Here is a 23,933-nt window from a genome sequence, read left to right as displayed (position 1 = left end):
ATAAGTCCAGACTCATCAGGTATTAGCTGGCACTCCGCAGGCTGTTCAGCACATATTCCAGCTGCTGCTTACATTCATATCTATATTTAGGAATGACCGCTTCCAGCCGGTCCGCATAGCTGGCAGGGAAGCGCTCCATCAGTTTAAATACATAGAACTCAAACGTATAAGGCGTATGGACATTCTTATTCTCCAAGGCGGTCATCAGCAGTTCCAGGCGCTCCGGCTCCGGCACTCCCGCCCTTTCAAGGCCTTTGAAGAGATTAGGAATATAATCATAAGTGCGGCGTTTATACGGCTCCTGCAGCTTGCCAAGCAGGTAGTCCTGTACACCCCGATGACCCGGCCGGGCAAAGGCACTGGCCAAATTCACCGCGTCCTGCTTGATGAACCAGTCCAGCCAGCGGGGGTCCCAGTCTGCCGCAATCTCTTCGGCAGACAGCAACTCCCTGCTGTACGGCTGTCTGACTCCTGAAGCATCCCACTCCACCTCGTAATTCCTCCGGCGGATATCCACCACCTGTTCCTCAATCGTATCAATCAGCAATTGCGAGCGCTGAGCCGCATCCTTGGCCTCTTTGCCCACCAATGCTTTCAATTTATCCATAAAGCTTCCGCCGAACCGGTTGTACAGCTCTTTCGGGCTCAAGGACTGCTGGGCGACACGGAAATAATTCGGCAGGAACCGCGCGCTCCGCTTATCCAGCTCTTCAAGCTCAGCCAGCGCTGCTCCATCCGATGTCCGCTCTTTATACCAGGCCGCGTGGTCAATGAGCGGAATCCAGCCCAGCGGGGAGAAACGGGCATACTCCTGAAGGATATAGCTGTAGATTTCATCCAGCTGCGGGCTGCGCACGTGGCGAAGCGCGGTCATGTAGGGAAGAAGCTCATCCCACACCTTTTCCGTCAGCTTCTTGTCGGCATTCGTCTGCGGCGCGGCCTGCAGCTCCTCCATGAATAATGCCGCCAGTCTGGCACTTACCTCTGCAGAATGCCCGCCTGCCAGCACTCTGCCCAGCATCTCGCGGTCCTTCTTCTTGATGAACGCTTCCACCAGCCGTTCTACGCCCTGCTCCGAACCGCCTGCCGCCAACGCTGTATAGGCTGCTTCACGGATGGCTTTCTTCTTGTCGGTGGACCACTCCAGCAGATGATCCAGGTATTGCTCATAGCCGCCGAGGCATTGAATAGCCGCAGCCCGGATCTCCTCACTGCCATTTCCGGCGGCCTGGAAGATCTTATCCAGATATTCGTCAGCGCCGACCTTGCGGATCACCTCCAGCTTGCGGACCTCGCTCCGCCCCCCTTCCGGGTTGAAGCTCTCCAGCAGGTATCCGGCAATCTCCGGCCCATAGGAGGGGAGAATATGGTTCATTGCGTATTCAGCCAGCTCCGAATAAGGGTCATTCAACGCAGAGATTGCCAGCGGCAGCAGACGCAGATCCTGAAAGACCCCTTCCTTATAAGCATCCAGCACGGTCTCATACCTGCCGCTTCCGGTAGTGGTGAGCGCTTCCAGCACAGGCGCAAGCTTCCGGTATGGCTGATTCGTGCGCAGCGTGAAATTACGTACCGGCAAGGGTCCGGGAGTTCCCTCCACGGCTGTCGTTCCCTGGGTGTACAGCACGGACTCCAGCAGCAGGGTATGCTCCTGCAATTGAACGCCCGGTGCAGGTCCGTCAGGGCTGCCCGGTTCAAGCAACGCAGCGATTCCCTCGCCTAACTTCTTGAACACCGGTGACCGCTCGCCGAGTTGCTGAAATTGCGGAAGCAGCCGCTTCAAGCGAAAATCCCCTGCCGCCAGCTCGCTCCCGGCAATATACAGTCTTCTGAATTCCTGATGCAGCTCCTGTAATAACGCTGTGCTCATGGATTGTCCTCCCATATGAATAAAGTATGTGGATAGTGGATAGGTGAAGTACTCTAGAACAGCAGACGAGTGATCTCTTCGTCCTTAATGACACTTAGCGGCTGGGCGCGCAGACGTCCCTGGTCCAGGTCATGCTCGAACATGACCAGAACCGCGCAGTCCTCGCGGGCGCCGGCCGGAAGGAACGGCAGCAGTTCCACCGTGCCCTGCGGGACCGATGGAAGATCCTCCAGGAGCAGCCTTGTTCCTTCCCCGTCGGTCATAACATACTGGCCGTTCTCTGTAACGCCCAGAGCTGCGGCATGCAGCAGCATGACCGGCTGCTTGTCGCTCAGCGGATTCTTGATCTGGTTCTTCACCTTCTTGAACACTTCAACATAAGAACGGTGAGCCTTGGCGGCCGTCCGCTCAAGATCTGTAGCTTGCACGGGTCTTGGAGACATGGACTCGTACCTGATCCGGGCATTCATGTCCCCAGGATAGGTGTACAATTGAGGAACTACGGCAATATCGAAGAAGCTGTCTTCCTCGCGCATCAGCTTCGCCGCTTTGTATGGGCGGTAGTTAAATGTCCGGCGAATCTCTCCGCCTTCCGCAGAGAGGTCCAGCCAAAAGCCAAGGTCTACGAACTCCTGACGGGCCGCATCGTTGTAGCTGTAGAAGGACAACTGCAGCAGCTCCGCCCCCTCCTTCACCAGCCCGTATTCCTTCAGCTCGCTAAGCTGCCAGGCATGGCCCAGCCATTCATCAATAGTGGATTCGTGATCGAGCGCCAGCTCCGGGTCCTCGCTCCGGGCCTGGAGATACGCCCTGCCCTTCTTGATAAATGCGTGTAGCCGTGTCAGCTGCTCCACCGCATATGTATAGTTCTGCTCCTGATCCTTGCCGCTGAACATCAGATTTGCGAAGCGGCGCAGCTCAATCTGGGCCCCGGACAGATAATAGTTCCCGAGCTGCTTCACATGCCCCTGAACTGTCTTGGCCGCAGACTTGTCAATCGTGGACAGGCCGCTGCGTACAAAGGAGAGCACCAGCTTCTCCAGCAGATCAAGCCCTTCGAGCTGTGCGTTGATTTTTTTCTTCAGCGCGGATTTGTTGATCTTCTTCGGCTTGGGGTCTGCTCCTTCTGCCGCCTGCTTCACCTTGTTCTCTTCCCGCTTCTCGGCCTTCTCGCGCTTCGATGCGATGTCTTCGGGAACCGGGGCAGGCGTGAACGTCTGGCCTTCGGTATAGGCATAGAGCAGACCTAGCGCGTGCTTGCAGGGGAACTGGCGGCTGGGACAGGTGCAGCGGAAGACCGGGCTGTCTGCTGCGATGAAGTCCACCGAACACTCATAGGGCGTTTTGCCGCTCCCGGCACATTTTCCGAACAATAGCTCTCCGTTCTCCGACTGATGGAGCTCCACAAAGCTCTTCTTGCGGACCAGCCCTTGGCCGTTCTTGATTGCAGCAGCATTGGGTGCAAGTGAATCGACGTACGTGGATGTTAGCTCTGGCAAATTAGATTCCTCCCGGCTGAATTAGGATGTAAGCAGAATGAATGAACGTGCATACGGGGCACAAGTATTCATTACCCAACTTCACATGAAACGACTACAAACAGGATCATATGTTTGCATTTATTTTAGCAAATCTTGACGGCTGATCCAATAGAGTAATCGCTTTCAGATGAAAATTGGGTGATAGGTCCTAGATTTGCTTCTAGTCAAGCTCCGTTCTAAGCGGTTTATGTAAGCTCTATAGTCGAACAAAAAAAACGGCCGGCCCTCCTAAAGACAGCCGCCGTTCCAGCTTCCCCGCAGGGATATTTTATTTAAACCAGCCCTTCTCCTTGAAGCGCGTAATCGCCTCGATCCGGTTGCCCACATCCAGCTTGTCCAGAATGACCGAGATGTAGTTGCGGACCGTTCCAGTGGTGATATAGAGCTGGCTGGCGATCTCCTTCGTATTCTTGCCGTCGGCAATCAGCCCCAGCACTTCCTTCTCCCGCTCGGTCAGCGGATTCGCTTCCTTGCTATACGCCTCATCCATCAGCTCCGGCGCGTACATGCGTTTGCCGTCCATGACACTGCGGATCGACAGCGCCAGCTCTTCGCTAGGACTGTCCTTGAGCAGATAGGCATCCACTCCGGCCTTGACCGCACGTTCGAAATACCCTGCCCGGGCAAAGGTGGTCAGAATCATGATTTTGCAGCCTTCTCCCTTCAGAGCTTCTGCCGCTTCCAGGCCCGTCATGGCGGGCATTTCAATATCCATAATACAGATATCCGGCTGCAGCTGCTTCACCAGCTTCACGGCCTCTTCCCCGTTGCCTGCCTTACCGACCACCTGCATATCTTCCTCCAGGTCCAGCAGAGCCGATAAGGCTCCCAGCAGCATCCGCTGGTCTTCGGCTATCACGATGGATATCATTGCGCATTCACCTCCATGTCCGGCTGCTGCGACGCATTCGGCACCTTAATGACTAGTGTAGTTCCTTGATCCTGGATCACTTCCATTGAACCGTTGACGAATTCCAGCCGCTCCCTCATCCCTTGCAGGCCATGCCCCTTGTGATACAGCTTGGTTCTCTCGATCCCTCCGCCGTTGTCCTTCACCCTGATAATCAGATCAGTCCGCGAGGATTCGATCTGAATCCGGCACAGCGAGGCCCCGCTATGCTTGACCACATTGGTTACCGCCTCCTTCATACACATGCTCAGCACGTTCTCGGTAATCAGCGAGGTCTGGGTCAGAACGGGGTCACCCTCCAGCATATAACCGATCTCCGCCGCCTGGAGGAGTTGCCGGATGCGTACCAGCTCATCTTCAACCCGGATGCCCCGCATCTGCGTAATCATCTCCCGGACTTCCTTCAGCGCACTGCGGGCTGTTACCCGCACATCGTTGATCTCGATCATCGCCTGCGCCGGATTCTTGGTAATCAGCTTGCCCGCAAGGTCACTCTTCAGTCCGATCAGTGACAGGCGTTGTCCCAGCGTATCATGCAGATCCCGGGAGATCCGCTGACGCTCTTCCATAATGCCCAGCTCAGAGATCCGTTTATGGGCATCCTCCAGCTGTTCCTCCAGCTTATCGTGCCTGTTGCGGTTATACGTTGTGACCGGAAGCAGCACCACAGCAATGATACTGACCAGCACGAACGGCAGCTGCGAGAGGAATACGGGATTGCGCATAATCAGCTCATAGTTAATCGCTACAATAGTTGTCAGCAGATGGATCGGATAGAGGGTGAAGAAGGCCGTCCTTTTCTGGATATTCCCGATAAAAAAAGCCAGAAACAGCGCAAAGTACATGTACCCGAACAGCAGCGTCATCGTAATTGAGACGACCATCTGCACGCTGGTCCAGAAATAGACCACCCAGCCCCTGGCCTTAAACGACAGCACATAGCAGGCGAAGAAGACCATAATCATCAGAATGCCATAGACCCAGCGGTTCGCTGAAGAGGAACGGAAGATGAAATAGAAGGGAAGAATGTAAAAAACAACCCATACATAAGGGCTAAGTCCCGTGCTTTTATGAAAAATATGATGCCACTTCTGCATGTTAGCCATCCTTTTTGCCAGCAAGTTTATACCCCCATTTTAACATACATCCCCGCTGATATCCCCAAAAGAAAGATCAGACCCGGCAGCCTGAGCTCCGGATCTGTCTTTTCTGGCGTATCACTGCTTCTATTCGCTCTGGAACCCCGGTTTGATTACCTTCAGCCCCTCTGATAACGCTGGCTCGTTCATGCGCAACCGCTGCTTCAACTGCTTGAAGCTGACAAAGACCTTGCGCTCCTCATCCCACAGACGGTATTTCAGAGCTTCGAGACTTGTGCTGAGTGTGATGGTGGTCGCCTTTTGCAAGGGCGGACTGGCATTGTGGGCCAGCTCCAGATTATAATTCGGCACCTTCGGACTCAAGTGATGCACATGGTGAAATCCGATATTGCCGGTAATCCATTGCAGTACCTTCGGCAGCTTATAATAGGAGCTTCCTTCTACGGCAGCGTTCACATAGCTCCACTCCTCATCATGCTCGAAGTAGGTATGTTCGAACTGGTGCTGCACATAGAACAGCCAGATGCCGAGGAAGCCGGATACGAACACAATCGGCAGATGCACCAGCAAGAACGCCTGCCAGCCTATGAGCAGAATAAGCGCAGCATATAGAGCAACAAGGGACACATTGGTCAGGTACGTATTCATCCGTTCCTTGCGTCTTGCCCCTTTGGCATTGAACCGGTACTGGATGAGGAACACGGCAATCGGTCCGATGATGAACAGCACCAGCGGGTTGCGGTAGATCCGGTAATACAGGCGCGTCAGCGGCTTGGCAGCCATATATTCGTCCACTGTCATGATCCAGATATCTCCGATGCCTCTTTTGTCAAGATTGCTGCTTCCGGCGTGATGGATCGAATGACTGTGCTTCCACTGACGGTAAGGGACCAGGGTAAGCACGCCGGTGATGGTACCGACAATATCATTGGCCTTGCGGTTCTTGAAGAACGACCCATGACAGCAGTCATGAAAAATAATAAAGGTGCGGATGACAAAGCCGGCAGCCGGAATAGCGAACAACAGCGTCAGCCAGTAGGACACGGATAAGCTTAAGTAAGCGGCGGTCCATAGCAGCACCAGCGGCCCAAGCGTATTGATGAGCTGTTTTATGCTTGTGTTGAGGTCTGTTTTCTCGTAAGGAGCTACGCTTTTCTTCAATGTAGAGAGCTGGGGTATCTGGTTGTTGGTCATCGGGATCGTTTCCTCCTCGGATGCATCCATTCACGGATACTTCTTATATTTTCAGTATAAAGAAAGAAGTGTCACCCCCGTAAGTCATAAATATCAACTCTGATATATGACAAATGTCATAGTCGGCTCTGGAGAGCTCGTCTGCCCGTCTCCTTCGTTCTGAGCAGCGGCAGCATAATCAGCACCGCAATCAGGAACAGTATGCCGCTCCCGGTGAAGACGGCGGACAAGGAGAGTATTCCTTTTGCATAGCCGGCTACAGACATGCCGATCACCATGGAGCCCATGAACATCGGACCCATAATTCCGCCAACCCTGCCCATATAGGCAGTCTCCGTATGACGAAGCAGCAGGGTATTGATACCGATATGGATACAAGGGTAAAAGAAACCGCTAACCGTCTGAAGCGCCAGTGTCAGCGCCGTGTGATGCGACCAGCCTACTCCTACCGTTCCAGCCGCACTGACGAGCAGACCTAGGGATAACATCGTCTGTGGCTTCATAGTTTTACCTTTACTCATAATAAACATTCCGCCCAGCAGCATGGCCGCTCCATTCGCCATCATCACCCACTGCAGGAAGCCTTTGTCTCTGCCCAGATTCTCCATAATGATGAAGACGCCTAGCGGCTGAACCAGTCCGGCGGCAAGCCCGGCGAAGGCAAAGGTTACTCCAAGATTCTTCAGCACCCGATTTGCACGCACATAATTCAGTCCGGATATCATCTCCGCCAGGAACCCGCTGCGCGTCTGTCCGGTCTTCTCCTCATGATCAGCGGGTAGCTTGACCAGAATGAGCGCCGAGCCGAGGAACATCCCGCCCATCACCGCAAGCGAGACCTCAATGCCGTAATGACTATAGATGAAGGTGCCGATGACTGGACCAATGACCATGAAGAACGCCGTAAGCGACTGAAACATAGCCATTACACTCTGCAACTGCTCTTCAGGCACATGCCGCTTAAGCAGCTTCATCGCCGAAGGCTGTGAGAACTGGGACAGGATGGCCGACACCATCGTTGCGAACAGCAGAGCCCGCCAGGAGCCTGACATGACCACAAGCAGCACAACAAAGACGGAACACGCGGACAGCAAATCACTTACGATCATGGTCCGTTTGGGCCGCCAGCGGTCTGCGAAGGTTCCCCCGATGATGGCAAACAGAAAGAGCGGACCGTATTCAGCCACTGAAATGAGCGAGACATAATAAGGATTATTCTGCGTAATCTCCGTCACATACAACAGAATCGCAAAATTCCGCACCCACACCCCGAGCTGCAATAGCACATTCGACAGCATAATCATCCGTACATACTTGTTACTTAACACGTTAACATCCTCCATCGTTCAAAATAGACTAAATAGATGTACATCTAATCTGTTTAATAATATATAGACTTTAATTAGTTTTGTCTACTTTATTATAGATTTAATTGTAATTTATCTATTTTTATTGGTTATCTCTCCCCGTATTGCCCGCCTCCGGCGCATTCAGAGGTATTTATCCCTTTCAGCAAACGACAAAAAAGCACCTAAGTTGCTTAGGCGCTTATACGTACGTATCTTTTGTCTATGTATATTTCTGTACTCCGTTGAGATTGCTGTACTTGGTTTAGTAAAGCTAAGCCTGCTTCACATGCTCCTCACGGTACTCTGTGGGGGTCTTGCCAGTCGCTTTTTTGAATACCTGGGTGAAGTATCTCGGGTCCTGATAGCCGACCAGCGGCGCGACCTGATAGACCTTCACATTGCTGCTGCGCAGAATGTATTTGGCGTTCTCCATCCGGCAGTGGGTGACGAATTCGAGGAACGTGTAGCCGGAGATTTGCTTGAACAGGGTGCAGAAATGGCTGATGCTGAGATCGGCCACCTCGGATACCTCCTCGATGCTGAGATCCTTATGGTAGTTGGATTCAATGTACCGTTTGACCTTCTCAATGATGCTCCGGCCGTCCTCCCGGGCTGCGGTCTTATGGCTCTGCTCCAGCCAGTCGCGGAAGGTGGTCTTCAGAACATTCATCATGTCCGGCAGTGTGCCGAGTCCGTTCAGCTTGCTGAGCAGCCCTTCAATGGACCAGTCATTATGGGTATTCAGATGCTCGAACTGCCGGTACAGCACCACACTCATCTCAATCATCAGACGCTCCGCCAGCGGCTGGGGCAGACTCTGGGCTTCAATGAAGAGGGACATCTCGTCAAAAAGAGTCAGCATCCGCTCAAGGTTCAACGTGCGGATACTCTCAATTAAGGACAGCTCCAGCTCCTTCGGATACTGCACCTCGCGGTTGCCAGCCGCCGCTGTCTCCTCTTCCAGGAAGACTCCGGCCTGGCCGGAATAAAAGCGCTGGTACAGAGCCTGGGAGGCTAACGGGTATACCGTGCTAAGCTGATCAATCCCGCTGGTGCTTCTGCTGATGCCGACAGAGCAGTTCAGCTTGGAGTAGCGCTTGATCCCGGCAATGAGCTGCTCCCCGAGTGCCCGCTTGCCGTCATTCAGGCTGGCCGGGAAGAGCAGAATCCATTCCCCGTTATAAAACGGGAAGATGGACAACGCTCCGTTCTCGAGCGACCACTCCTCCAGGATATTGCGCACGGCAAACAGCCACAGATGCTTCTCTTCAGCGCTCCATTTCGCCGTCAGCGCGGCGTAGTCGTCGAGACGGACCACGGCCATGAAGTATTCGCCTTCCAGCTCGCTGTTCTCCAGCCATTTGAGATGCTGGAGCGGCCGCGGATTGCCCAGCGTGAATTCAGCCAGCATGCGTTCGCGGGCCAGCAGCGACAGGGTCTGCACCGAGAGCATCAGCTGCTCGTTCTCCTTCTGGCGGTCCAGACGCTCTCTGGCCCGCTTAAGCATCTCCACCAGCTCGTCATGGTCAATCGGCTTCAGCAAATAATCAAAGGCCCCCAGCCGCAGGGCTTCCCTGGCATATTCGAACTCCCCGTAGCCGCTGATGAAGATGAAGATCAGCTTGGCGCTGCGCGGCAGCACCTCCTTCATTAGTGTGATCCCGTCAATCACCGGCATGCGGATGTCACTGATAATGATGTGCGGTGCAGTCTGCTGTATCTGCTGCAAGGCGGCCTCGCCGTTCTTCGCTTCTCCCACAATGCTCAGGCCCAGCTCATCCCATGGAATCGCAACCTTCAGGCTGCGCAGTATAATCGGCTCATCATCTACGAGCAGTACCTTATATTTCTCCTGCTGCTCCTTCATCTCTTACACCCCCCAGGCTTATTGACCCGAAGAACTCCGGATCAGATTCCAATACTGCTTGGACGCGTCCTGCAGCTGCTGCAAAGCCTGCTCCGCCTGCAGCCCTCCGTCAATCATCTCCTCGATGACACTGAGGAAGGTCTTCTTCACTTCAGGCGATAACAGGTTGTCATACGGGACGAAGCTCTGCTGGTTCTCCTCCATCATATCCATCACCTGGGCGAAGACCGGTCCGGTCTTATCCGGGTCGAAGGCAATCCGCATCGACGGAATTCGGAGGCCCTCATAGACAATCCGCGTCTGAATCTCTTTCGTATAAAAGCCCTTCATTAATTCCAGGGCCGCTGTCCGCTTCGCTCCGGTGAGGCTCGAAGACAGCCCGATACCGATCGTATACCCTCCGGCGATGGACGGCTCTGTCCCGGCCTCCCGTGCAGGGAAGGGAATGACTCCAACCCGGCTCTGGAAATCGTCCGGTGCATTATCCCCCGAGAATAAATTGATATCCCAGTTGCCGTTCAGATACATGGCTGCTCTGCCTTCAGTGAACAGGCGGACCGCCCCCTCAGTAGAGGTATCGTTAGAGTCTTCACTGAAATAGCCTGCCTCCACCCATCTGTTCAGGTGCCGGAACGCTTCCAGGTAGCCGCTATTCTGGAAGCTCGACATGTCCTCGCCCGTAACCAGCTTCTGAATCAGGTCCGGTCCGGCGTAGCGGTCCATCAGATAATGGGCGAATATCCCCGCAGGCCAGCGGTCTTCGTTCCCCAGTGCAAACGGGATATACCCCGCTGCCTTCAGCTTCGCCATCACTGCATCCAGCTCAGCCACCGTATTCGGAGTGTCAATGCCGAGCTTGGTGAAGATTTTTTTATTGTAATAGAGCGGTTCTGCATTGCCCTCAATCGGCAGTCCGTAGATATGCTTGTTGAACGTCCAGAGATGCAGATCCTTGAACTGGTTGCTGAGACCGTTCTCTACAGTGAAATCGGTCAGATCCATCAGCCGGTCTGAACGCACATAAGGCTCAATCTCCGCCCCGCCGAACAGAACGAACATATCAGGCGGCGTGCCGGTTACCATCTCACTCTTCAGCTTCTGCTCCCGGTGGATATTCTGGTCCAGCCCCTCGAAGTTCACCTTCACATTCGGATGGCTCTCCTGGTAGCTGCGCACCACCTCCTCGAAGATCGCCAGCAGCGGCCGGTCATGCTCCTTGATCCAGAAATGCCGGAAGGTCAGTGTGATTTTCTCAGGCGAGGTATCCTCAATCTGCTCCCGGTCCTCCTGCATAATGAACCATACGGCGCCGGACATCAGTACAATATAGAGCAGAATCCATCCCCAGTTGGTCAACCATCTAAGCACATGCCGCTGGTCCTTCATTTCGTTTCTCCCTCTCATGACGGCTGTATCCTTGGAATCCGGATGCAGATGGCTGATCCGAAGCCCGGTGAGGAGCAGACCAGAATACCATAGGGATTGCCGAACCGGATGTTCAGGCGCTCATGCACATTTTTCAGTCCAACCCCGCTGTCGCTGTATTTCTTGGGATTGCTCCGCTCCTTATCCCACTGGCTCATCAGCACCTCCAGATCGAAGCCCGGCCCGTTATCCTTCACAATAATGATAATATCCTTGCCATTCTCCTGGGCGGTGACCGTAATCGTCCCGTGCTCCTCCATCTGCTCAATGGCATGATACAAAGCGTTCTCCACAATCGGCTGAACAATCAGCTTCTGGGTCATCACGTATTTCAGCGGCTCGGGCAGCTCCAGCTCATAGGAGAATTTGTCCTCGAACCGGAACTTCTGGATATCCAGGTAATGGCGGACATGCTCGAACTCCATTTGCAGCGGGATCAGCTCCTGATTCTGACTAATGCTGATCCGCAGCAGCCGGCCGAGCGAGATGACCATTTTGCTGATATCCCGGTTGCCTGCCAGCACCGCCATGGAGTTAATCGATTCCAGTGAATTATAGATAAAATGCGGATTGATCTGGGCCATCAGCGCCTGCATCTCCGCTTCCTTTTTGCGTCCCTGTTCAGTCTGAACCTGATCGATCAGCTCATTGATCTGCGAGCTCATCCGGTTGAAGCCGTCAATCAGGGAATCGCTCTCATCATTGGCCCGCAGCGGAACCGGAATCGGGGTGAAGATCCCCTGCTTGACCCGCTTCATACCGTTCACGGCACTGTTAATGCTGCGGACGAGCCTGCGGATGAAATAACGGTCGAACAAGAAGGCCGACAGCAGCGACACCATGCCGAGAATAATCGCAATATTGCGGATGGAGACCGATTCGGAGGAGATCAGGTTCATCGGCGTAATGGCAGCCAGATACCAGTCCGCGTTATGTGAAGGCAGGAAAGTGATCAGAGAACGCTCCCCTTGATAATTGTCAATGTAATAGTCCTGCTCCTGGTTATAATTCTCCTGCAAAAAAGGAAAATCTGTCCGTTCTCCGATATGCTCCCCGGACTTGTTAAAGACGATATTGCCCTGCTTGTTGACCAGCAGAATATCCCCTTTCTTCAGGGTCGCAGCCTCCCAGAAAATCTGATCGAGCAGATCCGGCTTCACATATACAACCAGATAGCCGATATCCTCCAGCGAATAATAGTCCTTAATCACTCTGGCGTGGACCAGAACCGGCTTATCGCCGCTGGCCGAGCCGTTCTCTCCGGGACCGGACCAGACAGGACGCCCTTCGGCAGCCTCCATGGCTCCGAACCACACCTGCTTGTGCATATCTGCAAAAGACATCGGCGCATTGTATTGGTACAGCAGCCGGTCTTTGCCGTATAGGCTAAACGAGGTGATCATCGGATGGTTAATCAGCAGGTTGTTGATTTCCTGCTTGCGGTCATAGGTGAGGACGAAATTCTGCTGCTTCAGCGACTGCTGGATCGCAGGCTGTGTAATAGCAGAATTGGTGATCGATGAAATCTCACTGAGGGCGAACTTCAGCTTGCGGTCCGTCTCCAGCAAGGAGATCCAGTAGAAATTACTTGATTTTTTCTCCATGGCATTCGAATAATTCACGTACGTAACAATCCCCATAACAATCACAGGAATGAATACAAGAAGAATAATAGCGAACAAGATTTTGCGGCGGAGCTTCATGACGGGTCCCTTCCTCCTGCGGTCTATGTCCAAATAGAAGAATTTATCTGTTTCACACCATAACTTATCCTTCTATTTCTCGCTGAAACGAATGCCGTCCTTCAAAAGCACGTCAAAGCCGTTTCCACTTGATTATTATTCTTCACAGCATTCTGTAAATCCTCTTACTTACCAGATAGACAGACGGTTAACTCTTGATGGCGCCTGAAGTCAGTCCCGCAATCACCCAGCGGCTGAACAGCAGGAAGACAACCAGCAGCGGCAGTGTGGCCGTGAAGGTAGCGGACATAATCATCCCGTAATCAAGACCGTCACGTGTAGTGAACAGCTGCTGCAATGCAATCTGAATCGTGAAATGCTCCTTGTTCTTCAAGACTACCAGCGGCCAGAAGAAGTCGTTCCATACCGTCATGAAATTCAGAATACCCAGGGTAGCCATCGCCGGTGTAATGACCGGAACGGCAATTCTCCAGAAAATCCGGAAGTGGCCTCCCCCGTCAATACGCCCCGCTTCAATCAGCTCGGTAGGTACAGCCGACGAAATGTACTGCCGCATCCAGAAGATGCCGAAGGCATTGACCATAGCCGGAACAATCAGCGCTTTGAAGCTGTCAATCCAGTGAAGCTTGGCCATAATGACATAGGTTGGCAATACGCCAAGCTGCTGGGGAACGATCAGGGTGGCAATAACGAATACGAACAGCACGTTTTTACCGGGGAATTCATATTTGGCAAAAGCATACCCGGCCAGTGTACAGAAGAATACGACCGAGACCGTCACCATGGACGATACGAACAGCGAGTTGCCGAGCGCCTGGAAGAAGTCCGATTTCTCCAGTACCCGCTTGAAGTTCTCGAAGAACTGGTCTCCTATGGTCAACAGCGGCGGTACGTGGAACACGGCTCCCTTGTCATTGGTCCCGACCACAAACATCCAATAGAACGGGAAGATGGAGACCAGTGCTCCGAGAATCAGGAGAAGATAGAAACCCAGCTTGCCGAAGAAGCCGAGATCATCCGGTTTTTTTCTGAACATACGCAGTGTACTCACGCTTTTTTCCCTCCAGTCTCTCTGCCGCCTCTTGAGATCAGCATATTGAGGACAGAGAACAGAATCGTAACGAGGAACAGCAGAACCGCTGTAGCTGCCGCCGTGCCGAAGAAGCCGTTACGGAAGGCCTCACTGTACAAATAAGTGACCATCGTGATCCCTTCCTGCCGGGTAGATCCGGTGCCGGATTGGCCGAGGAAGACATAAGGCTCTGTGAAGAGCTGCAGCGCACCAATGGTGGATTGCAGGGATACGAAGATAATGAACGGCTTAAGCAACGGCAGCGTGATGGAGAAAAGCTGCTGTCTGCGGTTGGCTCCGTCGATTTTGGCGGATTCGTACAGATCCATCGGAATGCTCTGCAGGCCCGAGAGGAACAGGATCGCATTGTAGCCCGTCCAGCGCCACATGACCATGGTGGAGATGGCGATTTTGACCCCCCACCAGCCGGAGTTGAAGGCCATGCTCTCTACCCCGATTCCGTTAAGCAGCCAGTTGATCATACCGTTATTGCCGAACAGCGTACTGAATACCAGCGTAACGGCCACGATCGAAGTGATATTCGGCATGAAATAGAGGATACGGAAGGTCTTCTTGAACCGGGTCATCCCCGAATGCAGCAGCACCGCCAGCAGCAGCGCCAGAATAACCTGCGGCACAGTACCCATCAGCCCCATAATCAGCGTGTTACTGAAGGAGATCCAGAAGGTCGGGTCCGAGGTGATCAGCTCGAAGTTTTTGAAGCCGACGTATTTCATTGGACCTAAGGCGTCCCACTTGTAGAACGATAAATAGAATGTGAAGAAAATTGGATATAGTCCGAATATCGAGAACAGAATAAAGAACGGTGAAATGAAAGTATATGCAGTGAAGCGGCTCCGTCTTTGTTCAGTGAGGAAAGGTCGTTTGCTCTCGGCATGCGGACTCGTAATTACGGGCTCTGCCATGTCACACCTCCAGGGAATTCATATCTAAATCCGGATTCACAGAGGGAATACTCCGTGAATCCGGACATTTGGGGAAGCCTGTTCCCCGCGAATTACAGGTTAGCCGCGTTCTGCAAGCGTTTTCGCCTGCTTCACAGCAGAGTCCCACTCTTTGGCCGGATCGGCTTTCTTCTCCAGTACGTTTTTCAGCGCATTCTTGAAGAAGGTATCCGTCTGGTCATGCAGCGGTCCGTAGTATACCGGCTTCACGCGGTTAGCCGCTTTACCGAATTCCACCGCCGTCTGCTGTCCGCCGAAGAAGTCATCCTTGAAATCTACGAACGCAGGATCTTCGTACAGGGCAGGAATAGAAGGCATCAGGCCTTTGGTCTTGAAGGATTCCAGCTGGTTATCCTTGTTCACGAGCCACTGGATGAAATCATAAGATTCCTTAGAGTGCTTCCCTTCCTTCGGCAGCGTGATGAACGAACCGCCCCAGTTACCAGCGCCCTCAGGAAGCTGGGCGATTCTCCATTTGCCGGAAGAGTCCGGCGCGTTGCTCTTGATATTGCCGGCCATCCAGGCCGGGCCCATCACGACGGCGAACGATCCATCGTTCATGCCTTGGCCCCATTCAGGCGACCAGAGCATTACATTGCTGATCCAGCCTTCTTGAATGCCTTTAACGGTAAAGTCATACGCTTTCTTCACCTGCGGATTGGTATCGCCGATGAAGCTGCCGTCCGCTTTGCTGAAGTAGATCTCGTCTGCCGACTGGTCACGAAGCGCATTGTACGTCAGATCGGTCAAGTCGGAGAAATACTTGCCTGTCTTGTCTTTGAATGCTTTTGCTACAGTGGCGAATTTGTCCCACGTATCGATGGCTGCGCCGAAGCCTTCAGGATCGCTTGGCAGTCCGGCTGCTTCAGCCAGGTCAGTACGGTAGTAGACTACTGTCGGGCCGATATCCGTCGGAAGTCCAAGCTGGAAGCTGCCGTCGATGGAGGAAGCCTGCTTCCATTTCCAGTCAAGATAGTTGGCCTGGATGTCTTTGGCTCCGAGGTCATTCAGGTTGTAGAATTTGTCCTGGGCGCCCAGGAAGCGTTCCATGAAACCGATCTCAAGCTGGAAAATGTCAGGTGCGCCTGAACCCGCCGAGAGTGCTGTGGTCAGATTGTTGTGGTGAGCCGTCTGGTCACCGGTATTCTGAATTTTAATAGTTACATTAGGGTGTTCCTTGGTGTAGGCAGCAGCCAGCTCTTCATAGTTCACGTTGCCCAGCGTCCAGAACGACAGCTCCACCTTCTCTGCGGGCTCTGTCTTGTCTCCTTCAGCTGCGGGTGCTGCTGTGCTTGCCGGGTTGTTACCCGTATTTCCTTCGGCAGACTTGTTGCCGCCGCTGTTATTTCCTCCGCATGCTGCGAGTGAACTCATGAGCATGATAGAGACCAGCGTCAGCGCCAGGTTCTTTGTTTTTTTCATTCCTCTGTACCCCTCTCAAAGGTTTCTTTTACAAGATTTAGTGTACCGTAGGCCACGGTTTTTTTTGAGGAGGCATATTGCTGATTTATGGTGGAAATACTTACGATTCTATAACAGGAGAGTTTTTATCATTACAGTATTTACAAATCATTGTAAATTACCGATAGTTTAAAAGGTAGACGTACAAAGGGGGATTTTAATGTTCAGATCAAAAAAGCTTCTAATTTCCATCGGAATCATCGCTTTATTAGAAATTGCTATTTTTACAGGCATGTCCTTGAGAGAAGCCTTAGGGATGAACTTTCTTCTTGCCTCACTTGCTGTAATTATTTTTTGGTTTGTTGGCATGTTTAAGCCGACCATTGTTCGCCGGGGAAATCGAAAAACAATTACCAAATATTCTGCTGTTATGTTTATTATATTTTTTATTTTGTTCGTTATTGCAATTCCAAAAGCCTCTCCCTTGGAACAAGCTACTAATAAGACTGATGACCACACAGAAGTTCTCGACACATATGTGCTTAAGTCTGAAACCACTCAGAAGAATGCTGAACTTGCCAGCTTGTCTATGAATGCAAAAACCATTGAAGCAAAGGTCACCGCAGTGACTGATGGTGATACCTTCACAGTCAAATTAGATGGAAAGTTTGAAAAGGTGCGGCTCATCCTAATCGACACTCCTGAAACAAAACCTGTACAGCCCTTCGGGCCAGAGGCGAGTGCGTTTACAACAAAGTTGCTTATGGATAATACAGTCAGACTTGAATTCGATGTATCCGAACGTGACCAGTACGGACGTATCCTTGCTTACGCCTATGTTGATGATAAAATGGTAAATGAATTGCTGCTGGAGAAAGGTCTTGCACGAGTCGCTGTCTTTCAGCCGAATGTGAAAAATGTGGATCAGTTCAGGTCTATCCAGAAAAAAGCTCAAGCAGCAAAATTAGGGATATGGAGCTTAAAAGATTACGCATCTGATAAAGGATATGATGATACCGTTGTGGCTAAAGCTACTATCCAGCCCACTCCCACAGTTAAACCGTCACCTAAGCCCACAGCCACACCGAAGCCTACCGCTACTAAAAAACCGAAACCAAAAGCAACCCCGCAATCAGTTCAAGATATTTACTACAAGAACTGTTCTGCCGTGAGAGCAGCCGGTGCTGCGCCGATCTATGCTGGAGAGCCTGGATACTCCAGAAAGCTTGACCGAGAGGGTGACGGAGTGGCGTGTGAATAGATTTAACCCCGGAATAACGATCCGGGGTTTTGTTATGTAATATTCGTATCATTTCTAAACTCTGTATTAAATATTTTCCAGTCTTTTGAAAAAGGATTTGATTCCATCATATATGACCATCAATCCAATAATTAAAGCCAAACTTCTAACAACGAACTCAGCAATATAGAGGCTCCCTTGGTATTGCGTTGAGCCGAAAGTATGCCCAGTGATAAATCCTGGTGATATCATTATAAGCACACCTACAACGACACTAGAAATTAGTAATACGACCTTACTCACAAATGTTCCCCTCCCGTTTTCACTCTTCAAAACTAATGTATTGATACGAACAAACATATATATTATATTTCCTAGTCTTTTACTTAACAACACCAATTTGGTAAAAAAAGCAATATTACTAGCATTAAGGGGTTGGCGAACTTCAAAAGTAGATGGACTTGCTAAACCAGTTGTCATAATTCCCTTCATTTTCATATTTCGCACCAAAGTAAGTGTTAAGTGGATTTCTGGCGGGCAGACGAGTATACTGATCGTATTTGCTGAAGCAGCAGTTATCCCTATATAAAGGAGATTTATATCGCATGCCCATTAACCGTCCCTTGCTGACTGACCAGGATCTGCAGGAAGCGATTGACCGCAAGCTGCCCGTCCGCGTCTTCCAGGATGACCATCTGGTGAATTCCGGCGCTACTATAGTGCGGTTTACCGATTCGGATGTTGTAATCCAGTCCCGTGTCAGCGACTTAACCTATTATTCGCGCAGCCGCTGCGAATTCTTCGAAGTCCGGCCTTAAGGGATGACTGTCCGGGCCTTGGACACGTGTGAGCTGTGCGGCCGTTCTCCTCTTGCAACTACCGTTCATCATTTGATCCCCCGCGAGAAAGGCGGCGGCCTGCTCCCGACTGCCCTTCTGTGCAAGGCTTGCCACCGGCAGATTCATGCCCTGTATACCAACAACGATCTCGTTGTTCTTGGCCTTACGACACTGGACAGCCTGCGCAGCGACCCGCAGATTTCCGCCTACCTGAAATGGATCATGCGGCAGGCACCGGGCTCCGAACCGAAGCTGCGCAAATCAAAGCGCGTACGAAGCAAACGTTAATCTGCCGGTCAGCAGGATGATGCAGGCGCTCTCAGGATGCAAAGCATAGGAACTAAGTCATCCTAACGGATGAATAGGATTACCTGCGCACCAGCACAATGTTATGCTGTTTTCCGCATACATTCGGGTTATATGCCCGCGCGCAGCATAATGTATGCTGTTTTCCGCATACATACGAGCCATATGCCTGCGCACCAGCACAATGTATGCTGTTTTCCGCATACATTCGGGTTATATGCCCGCGCGCAGCATAATGTATGCTGTTTTCCGCATACATACGAGCCATATGCCTGCGCACCAGCACAATGTATGCTGTTTTCCGCATACATTCGGGCCATACCATTCAAAGAGCCCTTATTCCGCTAATACACACACCTTGTCCACAAGAGCAGGAAATTATAATTTCCTAAACAAAAGGTGCCTTCCGAGTTTCGGGAGGCACCTTTTTGCTGCTTTTGCTGAAGGCTCTATGATTTGCTGCAAGATCTTCTGTGGAAAATAGTTCTGCTGCTCCATTGCTTATTTCTTCATGTCGCCATAGTTGCTCAGCTTCTCGTTAAGGACTTCCTGAAAGCTTTGGACTTTGTCTTCCTGTCTCTGCGCTTTGGGATTGATAACAGGCTGAGGTCTAAAAAACTGATGATTAAAAGCCATAAGGTTATGTACGCTCATACTCATTGAAGTTCAACCTCCTTCCATAATCTTCACCTTATTTGCGTGAGTGCGAAGCATCTTATCCCTTATATAACCTGCTCTTTCCAGTCCTAAACAGTTTTATCTCAGAAAAATGGAAATAGCGGACCCGGACTTGAAAATCAAAGTCCGGGTCCGCTGCTGAGTATCATTCTATTCATTCATCAGCTCGACTAAATAATGGCTATAACGAAAAATCAGTCACGCCTTTCTTAGAGGCATATTTTAGCGTATAGGTTCCTCCACCCTCAAAGGGCATCGTGGCCAGTTTGATCCGGGTATAATCAAGCCTATGCTCTCTTATAACTTTTTTGATCAGAGCTATCCCCCGTTGTTCATCCGTAATGACACAAAAGATGTTAAGTACAAATTGCTGCGGGTCTGATACCGTTTTGCCCATCTCAGACCCGTCTACATAGCCAAGCTCCGCATCCGCTAAAAAGAGATTCAGGTATTCCGTTACTTTATCCCTCAACCATTGATCGCGCTGGCTCCCTTGCAGACTCTTCATGGGATATTGGACAACCAGCCAGTATTTCTGATTCATGTCAGTTCACTCCCCGTTTGAGTTAATGAAGAGCTGCCGAATTCAGGGTTACTTCTTCAAGCCAGCCCAGGAGGCCTCATTCAGCAGCTCCAGCTCGTCCCGCTCCAGCCGGAAGGTCATGGTGCCGACATTCTCCCGGGCATGACGGACCTTGGAAGCGCCCGGAATCGCAACTACGGTGTCACCATGATAATGAATCAGCCAATTAAGCGCAATCTGTCCCGGTGTGCAACCGTATTTGTCAGCGAGTGCGGTCAGGGAGGTGATCAGCGGCTTGCTGCGGGCCAGGCTCTTGTCGTCCAGGCCGGACATCATCCGCCGGGACCGCGAGACTGCCTTAATCTGCGACGGATCTGCGTGGAACCGTCCGGTCAGGATACCCTGCTGGAGCGGGGAATAGGCGATGATCGAGATACCCAACTCCTTGGCCGCAGCCATGATGCCGTTCTGATCGATGCTGCGGTGCAGCAGATTGTATTTGACCTGATTGGAGACCAGGGTGAGCCCGTAGGTCTGCAAGATGCGGTGCGCTTCCACCATCTGCTTAGCTGAGTAATTGCTTACCCCGACATACCTGATTTTGCCGGCCTGTACCAGTCCCGCCATTGCTTTCATCTCACTGGCAATGGAGGATAAGGAGAACGGCTGGTGGATCTGGTACAGATCAATGTCTCTGCCGCCCAGGCAAGCAATCCGCTGATCAATCGTGGAGGTAATCGAGTGCGCTGTCCGCAGCATCGGCCACCATTTGGTCGCAATCAGCGGAGCCGCTTGCGGGCTGCCTTCCTGCTGAAGCTGATCCAGCACATGAGCGAGCGCCTCCTCCGACTTGCCGCCGCCATAGACTTCTGCCGTATCCACCCAGTTCATGCCGCCTTCCAGGCTGACCCGCACAATATCCAGAATATCCGCGTCTGTAATATTGCTCCAGTAACGGCCTACGAATCCTTTGCCCCGGCTGAACTGCCAGCAGCCCAGGCCAAGCGGCGATACCGATAACTCAGAGCGTCCCAGAGGACGCAGCTGGACCTTGCTTGTCAATGTCTCCACGGTTCTTCCTTCTTTCCAAGTGTTAGTTGAATACACTGTTATATAAGAGCTAATATAGCGATGAGACAATCTGACTGTACACAAAGCTTATGACTTCGGCAGCAGCCTGTCAATGACAGCAGTGCAGGCAGGAGCTGGGGGCTTATGGATCACCCGGAACTGGATAACCGGCCCCCAGTCTCTTTTATCGTGGCCTCTAAAAAGGTTGATATGGTATAATTACCCTGCCTATTCATATCCAATTTGCAGGAAGCACAAATGAACCACAAATGTAATGGAGGGAATTCATATTCATGATTAAAATTCTAGGTTTCCTGCTGCTTTACCGGCTGCTTGGCAATCCGATTCTGGCTCTGATTATTCTACTGGTAGTCCTGTATTTTCTGGACCGCCGTTATGTCGGCATTCTGCCCAGCCTCTCCAAGCCATTCCGCCGCAGCCGCCAGATGTCGAAGCTACGGACGACCATTGCCCAGAACCCGAACGATGTCACCGCCAAATTCGATCTGGCCCGGCTACTCATTGAACGCAAACGCTACAGCGAAGCCAAGGAGCTGCTGAGTGCCATCGCCGACCGTTATGAGACATCCGCTGAATACTGGGTGGAGCTGGGATACGCCAACCTCAAGCTGGGCCAGCTTGCCGAAGGAGAAGCCCAGATGCTCAAGGGGCTGGACATCAACCGCCGGGCGCAATATGGGCAGCCTTACCTGCGTCTGGCCGAGATCTTCCGGCATGTGGACCAGGACAAGGCGCTCCACTATGTGAGCCAATTCCAGGAGATTCAATCCTCCTCCAGCGAAGCTTATTATCTGGCTGGCTCGATGTTCAAGACGCTGGGGCGCACGGAGGATGCCAAGCTTGCTTTTAACGAATCGCTTGCCGTCTACCGCTCCTTGCCCAAGTACAAGAAGCGTCAGGAACGCGGCTGGGCGCTGCGCAGTTATTTTGCGAAGCTGCGCTAAGCGGCAGATTATTGAGTTATAGGCTATTAACCGCAACAACCTCCGGCTGCTGCACATTGCAGACCCCGGAGGTTGTTTGTGTTATTGTACGGGAACCGTCATCTCAAGTTCCGGGATATAGAGCTTCTTTTCATCCTTAATGACGAAAGCCTTAATGATGATTTCTTCCGGCTTCTTCTCAAAAGGTTCAAAGACATTGCTGTAAGTTAGCTTATCCACGTTACCTCTACTGCTGCCATCTACCATAACGGCCTCTTGCCCTTGCCCATCCCACAGCTCGAACCCTAAATTGAAGCTCCCCTGTTGTTTGTATTTATCCGGAATGGCTTCCTCAATCGCTTTGTTATCCGCTCCAGGGTCTCCCGTAACTTCAGTTAGCAGCCGGGTTGAGGTTTGGCTTAATTCCAGCCGCGTATGCTGCAAATGAATAGGGTCATGTACCTTGACCTCTCCCGGAACCAGCACAAGATCGCCCAAAGTATTCTTGCTCACCGGAAACTCAAAGCGGAATGGCTTTTTAATTCCATTAATAGAGACCAACATTGTGAGATCAAATGACTCAGGCACTTGCAGATTAGCTTCATTCAGCGCTGTAACGATGACAGAGTCTGGTTCCCCCGTCCCTCCCGACGCCATGCTGTTCCCCGTATTCACTGATTTTCCGTTCACCCTAAATTCAATATTATTGATTCCTCCGGCTTCCTCCCCCATGCGGGTCAAATCTAGCCATTTCCCCTTGTCACTGCCGTCTGTCTGAGCACGGGTAAGCACCACTGACAAGCGGCTTCCGTCATACATTTGCTCCGACACACTGATCGTCGTCCCGTCCTGAGTGACGCTCTGCTGAACATTTGTGGTCAGACCTGCTTTATTTGCTTTTTGAAGTCCGGCATCTCCTACAAGATTGAACACACTTTCCAGGAAGGGCAGCTGCTTCAAGGTCTCTGCCATGGCCGGAGAGATGAACCCCAGGCTAATGATAATCACAAGCCCGGCAGCCACTGATGCTGCACTGATTATCACCCGGTACAGCCAGCTATGTTTTCTCCTGTGTTTGGAAATATCCTTTGGCCGAGTCTCCTCCAGGCTTGCCTCATCCCGCTCTACGATCATCCGGTAAGTTTCTTCCATACGTGTGTGCACAACTTCCGGCAGTTCAGGAAGACTCTCCTCCTTGAGGCCTGCCAGCCGCTTCTCCAACTCATGCTGACTCATTCGTACACCTTCCTTTCTAAGGGTTGCGAGAGTGTGTGATATAAGGTTTTTCTGGCCCGGTGCAGCCTGGTCTTGACTGCGCTCTCTGACAGCTCAAGCAGTTCTGCAATATCCTGAAGCCTCAATCCCTGATAATAATGCAGCTTAACAATCGTCCGCGATACCTCTTCCAGCCCACTGATGGCCTGACGCAGATCCATATCTTCTGCAGTCGAAGAAGGGGATTGTATGCTCTCCGGCGGATCGGACATGACTATAACCCTATCCCGTCTGCGCAGAATCATGTTGCATTCATTGATCAGAATACGAAACAGCCAGGTGTTAAAATATGCCGCCTCTTTCAATCCGGAGATTGCTTTAAATGCCTTAAGCACCGTCTCCTGCATGGCGTCTGCACAATCCTCGTCATTCCTGACCATGGACTTCGCCATACTGTACATCCGCCTATCCAGACTCTTCACCAGTTGGATGAAGACCTCACTGTCGCCTGCCTGTGCACGCTGGACCAGTTCCTCTTGTACGGTATCCAGGGTAGATCTCCTCCCTTCCTTCGGGATGCTACTGCTTCCCGCTTGTTAGTTGTATATATCTGTTTAGATGGAGCACAGGCGCATAAGGTTACTCCGCATTAACAATTATTTTCTCTTCTTCTTACGTAAACACCAAAGAACAGGCTCCGCTTAGTAGCGAAAGCCTGCT

General features: G+C 51.8%; 22 protein-coding genes. 4 read left to right on the top strand and 18 right to left on the bottom strand.

The annotated features are described in order from the left end of the window. Positions 1-22 precede the first annotated feature (22 nt). The 12 genes from ACFSX3_RS11120 to ACFSX3_RS11065 form a co-directional block, all read right to left on the bottom strand. Positions 23-1,870 (bottom strand): HEAT repeat domain-containing protein, encoded by a 1,848-nt coding sequence (locus ACFSX3_RS11120; protein WP_209985686.1) that lies wholly within the window; start codon positions 1,868-1,870, stop codon positions 23-25. A 53-nt stretch (positions 1,871-1,923) separates the two neighbouring features. After that, on the bottom strand, positions 1,924-3,369 hold the full coding sequence (locus ACFSX3_RS11115) for an SWIM zinc finger family protein (protein ID WP_209985683.1): 1,446 nt from the start codon (positions 3,367-3,369) through the stop codon (positions 1,924-1,926). A gap of 310 nt (positions 3,370-3,679) precedes the next feature. Next, positions 3,680-4,282: a response regulator gene (locus tag ACFSX3_RS11110; protein ID WP_209985680.1), complete on the bottom strand. Its 603-nt coding sequence runs from the start codon at positions 4,280-4,282 to the stop codon at positions 3,680-3,682. After that, a complete protein-coding gene (locus ACFSX3_RS11105) occupies positions 4,279-5,418 on the bottom strand; it encodes a sensor histidine kinase (protein ID WP_209985676.1) in 1,140 nt (379 codons plus the stop codon). Before ACFSX3_RS11105 ends, ACFSX3_RS11110 begins: the two co-directional genes overlap by 4 nt. A gap of 129 nt (positions 5,419-5,547) precedes the next feature. After that, positions 5,548-6,615: a fatty acid desaturase gene (locus ACFSX3_RS11100; RefSeq protein WP_209986382.1), complete on the bottom strand. Its 1,068-nt coding sequence runs from the start codon at positions 6,613-6,615 to the stop codon at positions 5,548-5,550. 116 nt (positions 6,616-6,731) lie between these two features. After that, complete coding sequence (locus tag ACFSX3_RS11095) at positions 6,732-7,943, bottom strand: MFS transporter (RefSeq protein ID WP_209985673.1); 1,212 nt, start codon at positions 7,941-7,943, stop codon at positions 6,732-6,734. A gap of 292 nt (positions 7,944-8,235) precedes the next feature. Then, positions 8,236-9,831: a response regulator gene (locus ACFSX3_RS11090; protein ID WP_209985671.1), complete on the bottom strand. Its 1,596-nt coding sequence runs from the start codon at positions 9,829-9,831 to the stop codon at positions 8,236-8,238. 18 nt (positions 9,832-9,849) lie between these two features. After that, positions 9,850-11,235 (bottom strand): ABC transporter substrate-binding protein, encoded by a 1,386-nt coding sequence (locus tag ACFSX3_RS11085; protein WP_339224691.1) that lies wholly within the window; start codon positions 11,233-11,235, stop codon positions 9,850-9,852. Then, positions 11,232-12,959 carry a cache domain-containing sensor histidine kinase gene (locus ACFSX3_RS11080; protein ID WP_209986376.1) on the bottom strand — a complete coding sequence of 576 codons (1,728 nt, stop codon included), beginning with the start codon at positions 12,957-12,959 and terminating at the stop codon, positions 11,232-11,234. The genes ACFSX3_RS11085 and ACFSX3_RS11080 overlap by 4 nt, the downstream gene beginning before the upstream one ends. Positions 12,960-13,146: 187 nt before the next feature. Next, a complete protein-coding gene (locus ACFSX3_RS11075) occupies positions 13,147-14,010 on the bottom strand; it encodes a carbohydrate ABC transporter permease (RefSeq protein WP_209985668.1) in 864 nt (287 codons plus the stop codon). Beyond that, a complete protein-coding gene (locus ACFSX3_RS11070) occupies positions 14,007-14,957 on the bottom strand; it encodes a carbohydrate ABC transporter permease (RefSeq protein WP_209985665.1) in 951 nt (316 codons plus the stop codon). The genes ACFSX3_RS11075 and ACFSX3_RS11070 overlap by 4 nt, the downstream gene beginning before the upstream one ends. Positions 14,958-15,056: 99 nt before the next feature. After that, on the bottom strand, positions 15,057-16,418 hold the full coding sequence (locus tag ACFSX3_RS11065; RefSeq protein WP_209985662.1) for an ABC transporter substrate-binding protein: 1,362 nt from the start codon (positions 16,416-16,418) through the stop codon (positions 15,057-15,059). A 199-nt stretch (positions 16,419-16,617) separates the two neighbouring features. Between ACFSX3_RS11065 and ACFSX3_RS11060 the strand changes: the two genes are divergently transcribed. Next, positions 16,618-17,658 carry a thermonuclease family protein gene (locus tag ACFSX3_RS11060; RefSeq protein ID WP_379256677.1) on the top strand — a complete coding sequence of 347 codons (1,041 nt, stop codon included), beginning with the start codon at positions 16,618-16,620 and terminating at the stop codon, positions 17,656-17,658. Positions 17,659-17,724: 66 nt separating this feature from the next. Here the strand turns inward: ACFSX3_RS11060 and ACFSX3_RS11055 are convergent, their stop codons facing one another. Next, entirely contained in the window at positions 17,725-18,135 is a 411-nt protein-coding gene (locus ACFSX3_RS11055; protein ID WP_379312870.1) for a hypothetical protein, read from the bottom strand. A 107-nt stretch (positions 18,136-18,242) separates the two neighbouring features. On the opposite strand from ACFSX3_RS11055, the gene ACFSX3_RS11050 reads away from it, so the two are divergent. Further along, the gene (locus ACFSX3_RS11050) at positions 18,243-18,455 is read left to right on the top strand and encodes a hypothetical protein (protein WP_209873220.1); all 213 of its coding nucleotides are present in this window, start codon (positions 18,243-18,245) and stop codon (positions 18,453-18,455) included. 18 nt (positions 18,456-18,473) lie between these two features. Further along, positions 18,474-18,764, top strand: a complete 291-nt coding sequence (locus tag ACFSX3_RS11045; protein ID WP_379256679.1) for an HNH endonuclease — start codon at positions 18,474-18,476, stop codon at positions 18,762-18,764. A 519-nt stretch (positions 18,765-19,283) separates the two neighbouring features. Here ACFSX3_RS11045 and ACFSX3_RS11040 read toward each other — a convergent pair. From ACFSX3_RS11040 to ACFSX3_RS11030, 3 genes are all read right to left on the bottom strand, one after another. Continuing rightward, the gene (locus ACFSX3_RS11040; protein ID WP_209985653.1) at positions 19,284-19,442 is read right to left on the bottom strand and encodes a hypothetical protein; all 159 of its coding nucleotides are present in this window, start codon (positions 19,440-19,442) and stop codon (positions 19,284-19,286) included. Between the two features lie 199 nt (positions 19,443-19,641). Continuing rightward, a complete protein-coding gene (locus ACFSX3_RS11035; protein ID WP_209985650.1) occupies positions 19,642-20,004 on the bottom strand; it encodes a hypothetical protein in 363 nt (120 codons plus the stop codon). 48 nt (positions 20,005-20,052) lie between these two features. Continuing rightward, entirely contained in the window at positions 20,053-21,054 is a 1,002-nt protein-coding gene (locus tag ACFSX3_RS11030; RefSeq protein WP_209985647.1) for an aldo/keto reductase, read from the bottom strand. 293 nt (positions 21,055-21,347) lie between these two features. On the opposite strand from ACFSX3_RS11030, the gene ACFSX3_RS11025 reads away from it, so the two are divergent. Beyond that, complete coding sequence (locus ACFSX3_RS11025) at positions 21,348-22,019, top strand: tetratricopeptide repeat protein (RefSeq protein ID WP_209985644.1); 672 nt, start codon at positions 21,348-21,350, stop codon at positions 22,017-22,019. An 81-nt stretch (positions 22,020-22,100) separates the two neighbouring features. Here the strand turns inward: ACFSX3_RS11025 and ACFSX3_RS11020 are convergent, their stop codons facing one another. Then, positions 22,101-23,234, bottom strand: a complete 1,134-nt coding sequence (locus ACFSX3_RS11020) for a DUF4179 domain-containing protein (RefSeq protein ID WP_209985640.1) — start codon at positions 23,232-23,234, stop codon at positions 22,101-22,103. Continuing rightward, positions 23,231-23,743 carry a sigma-70 family RNA polymerase sigma factor gene (locus ACFSX3_RS11015; RefSeq protein ID WP_379312890.1) on the bottom strand — a complete coding sequence of 171 codons (513 nt, stop codon included), beginning with the start codon at positions 23,741-23,743 and terminating at the stop codon, positions 23,231-23,233. Before ACFSX3_RS11015 ends, ACFSX3_RS11020 begins: the two co-directional genes overlap by 4 nt. Positions 23,744-23,933 lie beyond the last annotated feature (190 nt).

Source organism: Paenibacillus rhizoplanae, from assembly GCF_042684125.1.
Lineage (GTDB): Bacteria > Bacillota > Bacilli > Paenibacillales > Paenibacillaceae > Paenibacillus_AQ > Paenibacillus_AQ rhizoplanae.
This window is presented reverse-complemented; position numbering and strand designations above follow the sequence as displayed.

Coding starts and splice junctions, on each gene's coding strand:
- ACFSX3_RS11065 (WP_209985662.1), bottom strand. CDS start 16,418: ATGAAAAAAACAAAGAACCTGGCGCTGACGCTGGTCTCTATCATGCTC.
- ACFSX3_RS11060 (WP_379256677.1), top strand. CDS start 16,618: ATGTTCAGATCAAAAAAGCTTCTAATTTCCATCGGAATCATCGCTTTA.
- ACFSX3_RS11120 (WP_209985686.1), bottom strand. CDS start 1,870: ATGAGCACAGCGTTATTACAGGAGCTGCATCAGGAATTCAGAAGACTG.
- ACFSX3_RS11105 (WP_209985676.1), bottom strand. CDS start 5,418: ATGCAGAAGTGGCATCATATTTTTCATAAAAGCACGGGACTTAGCCCT.
- ACFSX3_RS11085 (WP_339224691.1), bottom strand. CDS start 11,235: ATGAGAGGGAGAAACGAAATGAAGGACCAGCGGCATGTGCTTAGATGG.
- ACFSX3_RS11080 (WP_209986376.1), bottom strand. CDS start 12,959: ATGAAGCTCCGCCGCAAAATCTTGTTCGCTATTATTCTTCTTGTATTC.
- ACFSX3_RS11100 (WP_209986382.1), bottom strand. CDS start 6,615: ATGACCAACAACCAGATACCCCAGCTCTCTACATTGAAGAAAAGCGTA.
- ACFSX3_RS11035 (WP_209985650.1), bottom strand. CDS start 20,004: ATGAATCAGAAATACTGGCTGGTTGTCCAATATCCCATGAAGAGTCTG.
- ACFSX3_RS11040 (WP_209985653.1), bottom strand. CDS start 19,442: ATGAGTATGAGCGTACATAACCTTATGGCTTTTAATCATCAGTTTTTT.
- ACFSX3_RS11090 (WP_209985671.1), bottom strand. CDS start 9,831: ATGAAGGAGCAGCAGGAGAAATATAAGGTACTGCTCGTAGATGATGAG.
- ACFSX3_RS11050 (WP_209873220.1), top strand. CDS start 18,243: ATGCCCATTAACCGTCCCTTGCTGACTGACCAGGATCTGCAGGAAGCG.
- ACFSX3_RS11020 (WP_209985640.1), bottom strand. CDS start 23,234: ATGAGTCAGCATGAGTTGGAGAAGCGGCTGGCAGGCCTCAAGGAGGAG.
- ACFSX3_RS11110 (WP_209985680.1), bottom strand. CDS start 4,282: ATGATATCCATCGTGATAGCCGAAGACCAGCGGATGCTGCTGGGAGCC.
- ACFSX3_RS11070 (WP_209985665.1), bottom strand. CDS start 14,957: ATGGCAGAGCCCGTAATTACGAGTCCGCATGCCGAGAGCAAACGACCT.
- ACFSX3_RS11055 (WP_379312870.1), bottom strand. CDS start 18,135: ATGAAAATGAAGGGAATTATGACAACTGGTTTAGCAAGTCCATCTACT.
- ACFSX3_RS11025 (WP_209985644.1), top strand. CDS start 21,348: ATGATTAAAATTCTAGGTTTCCTGCTGCTTTACCGGCTGCTTGGCAAT.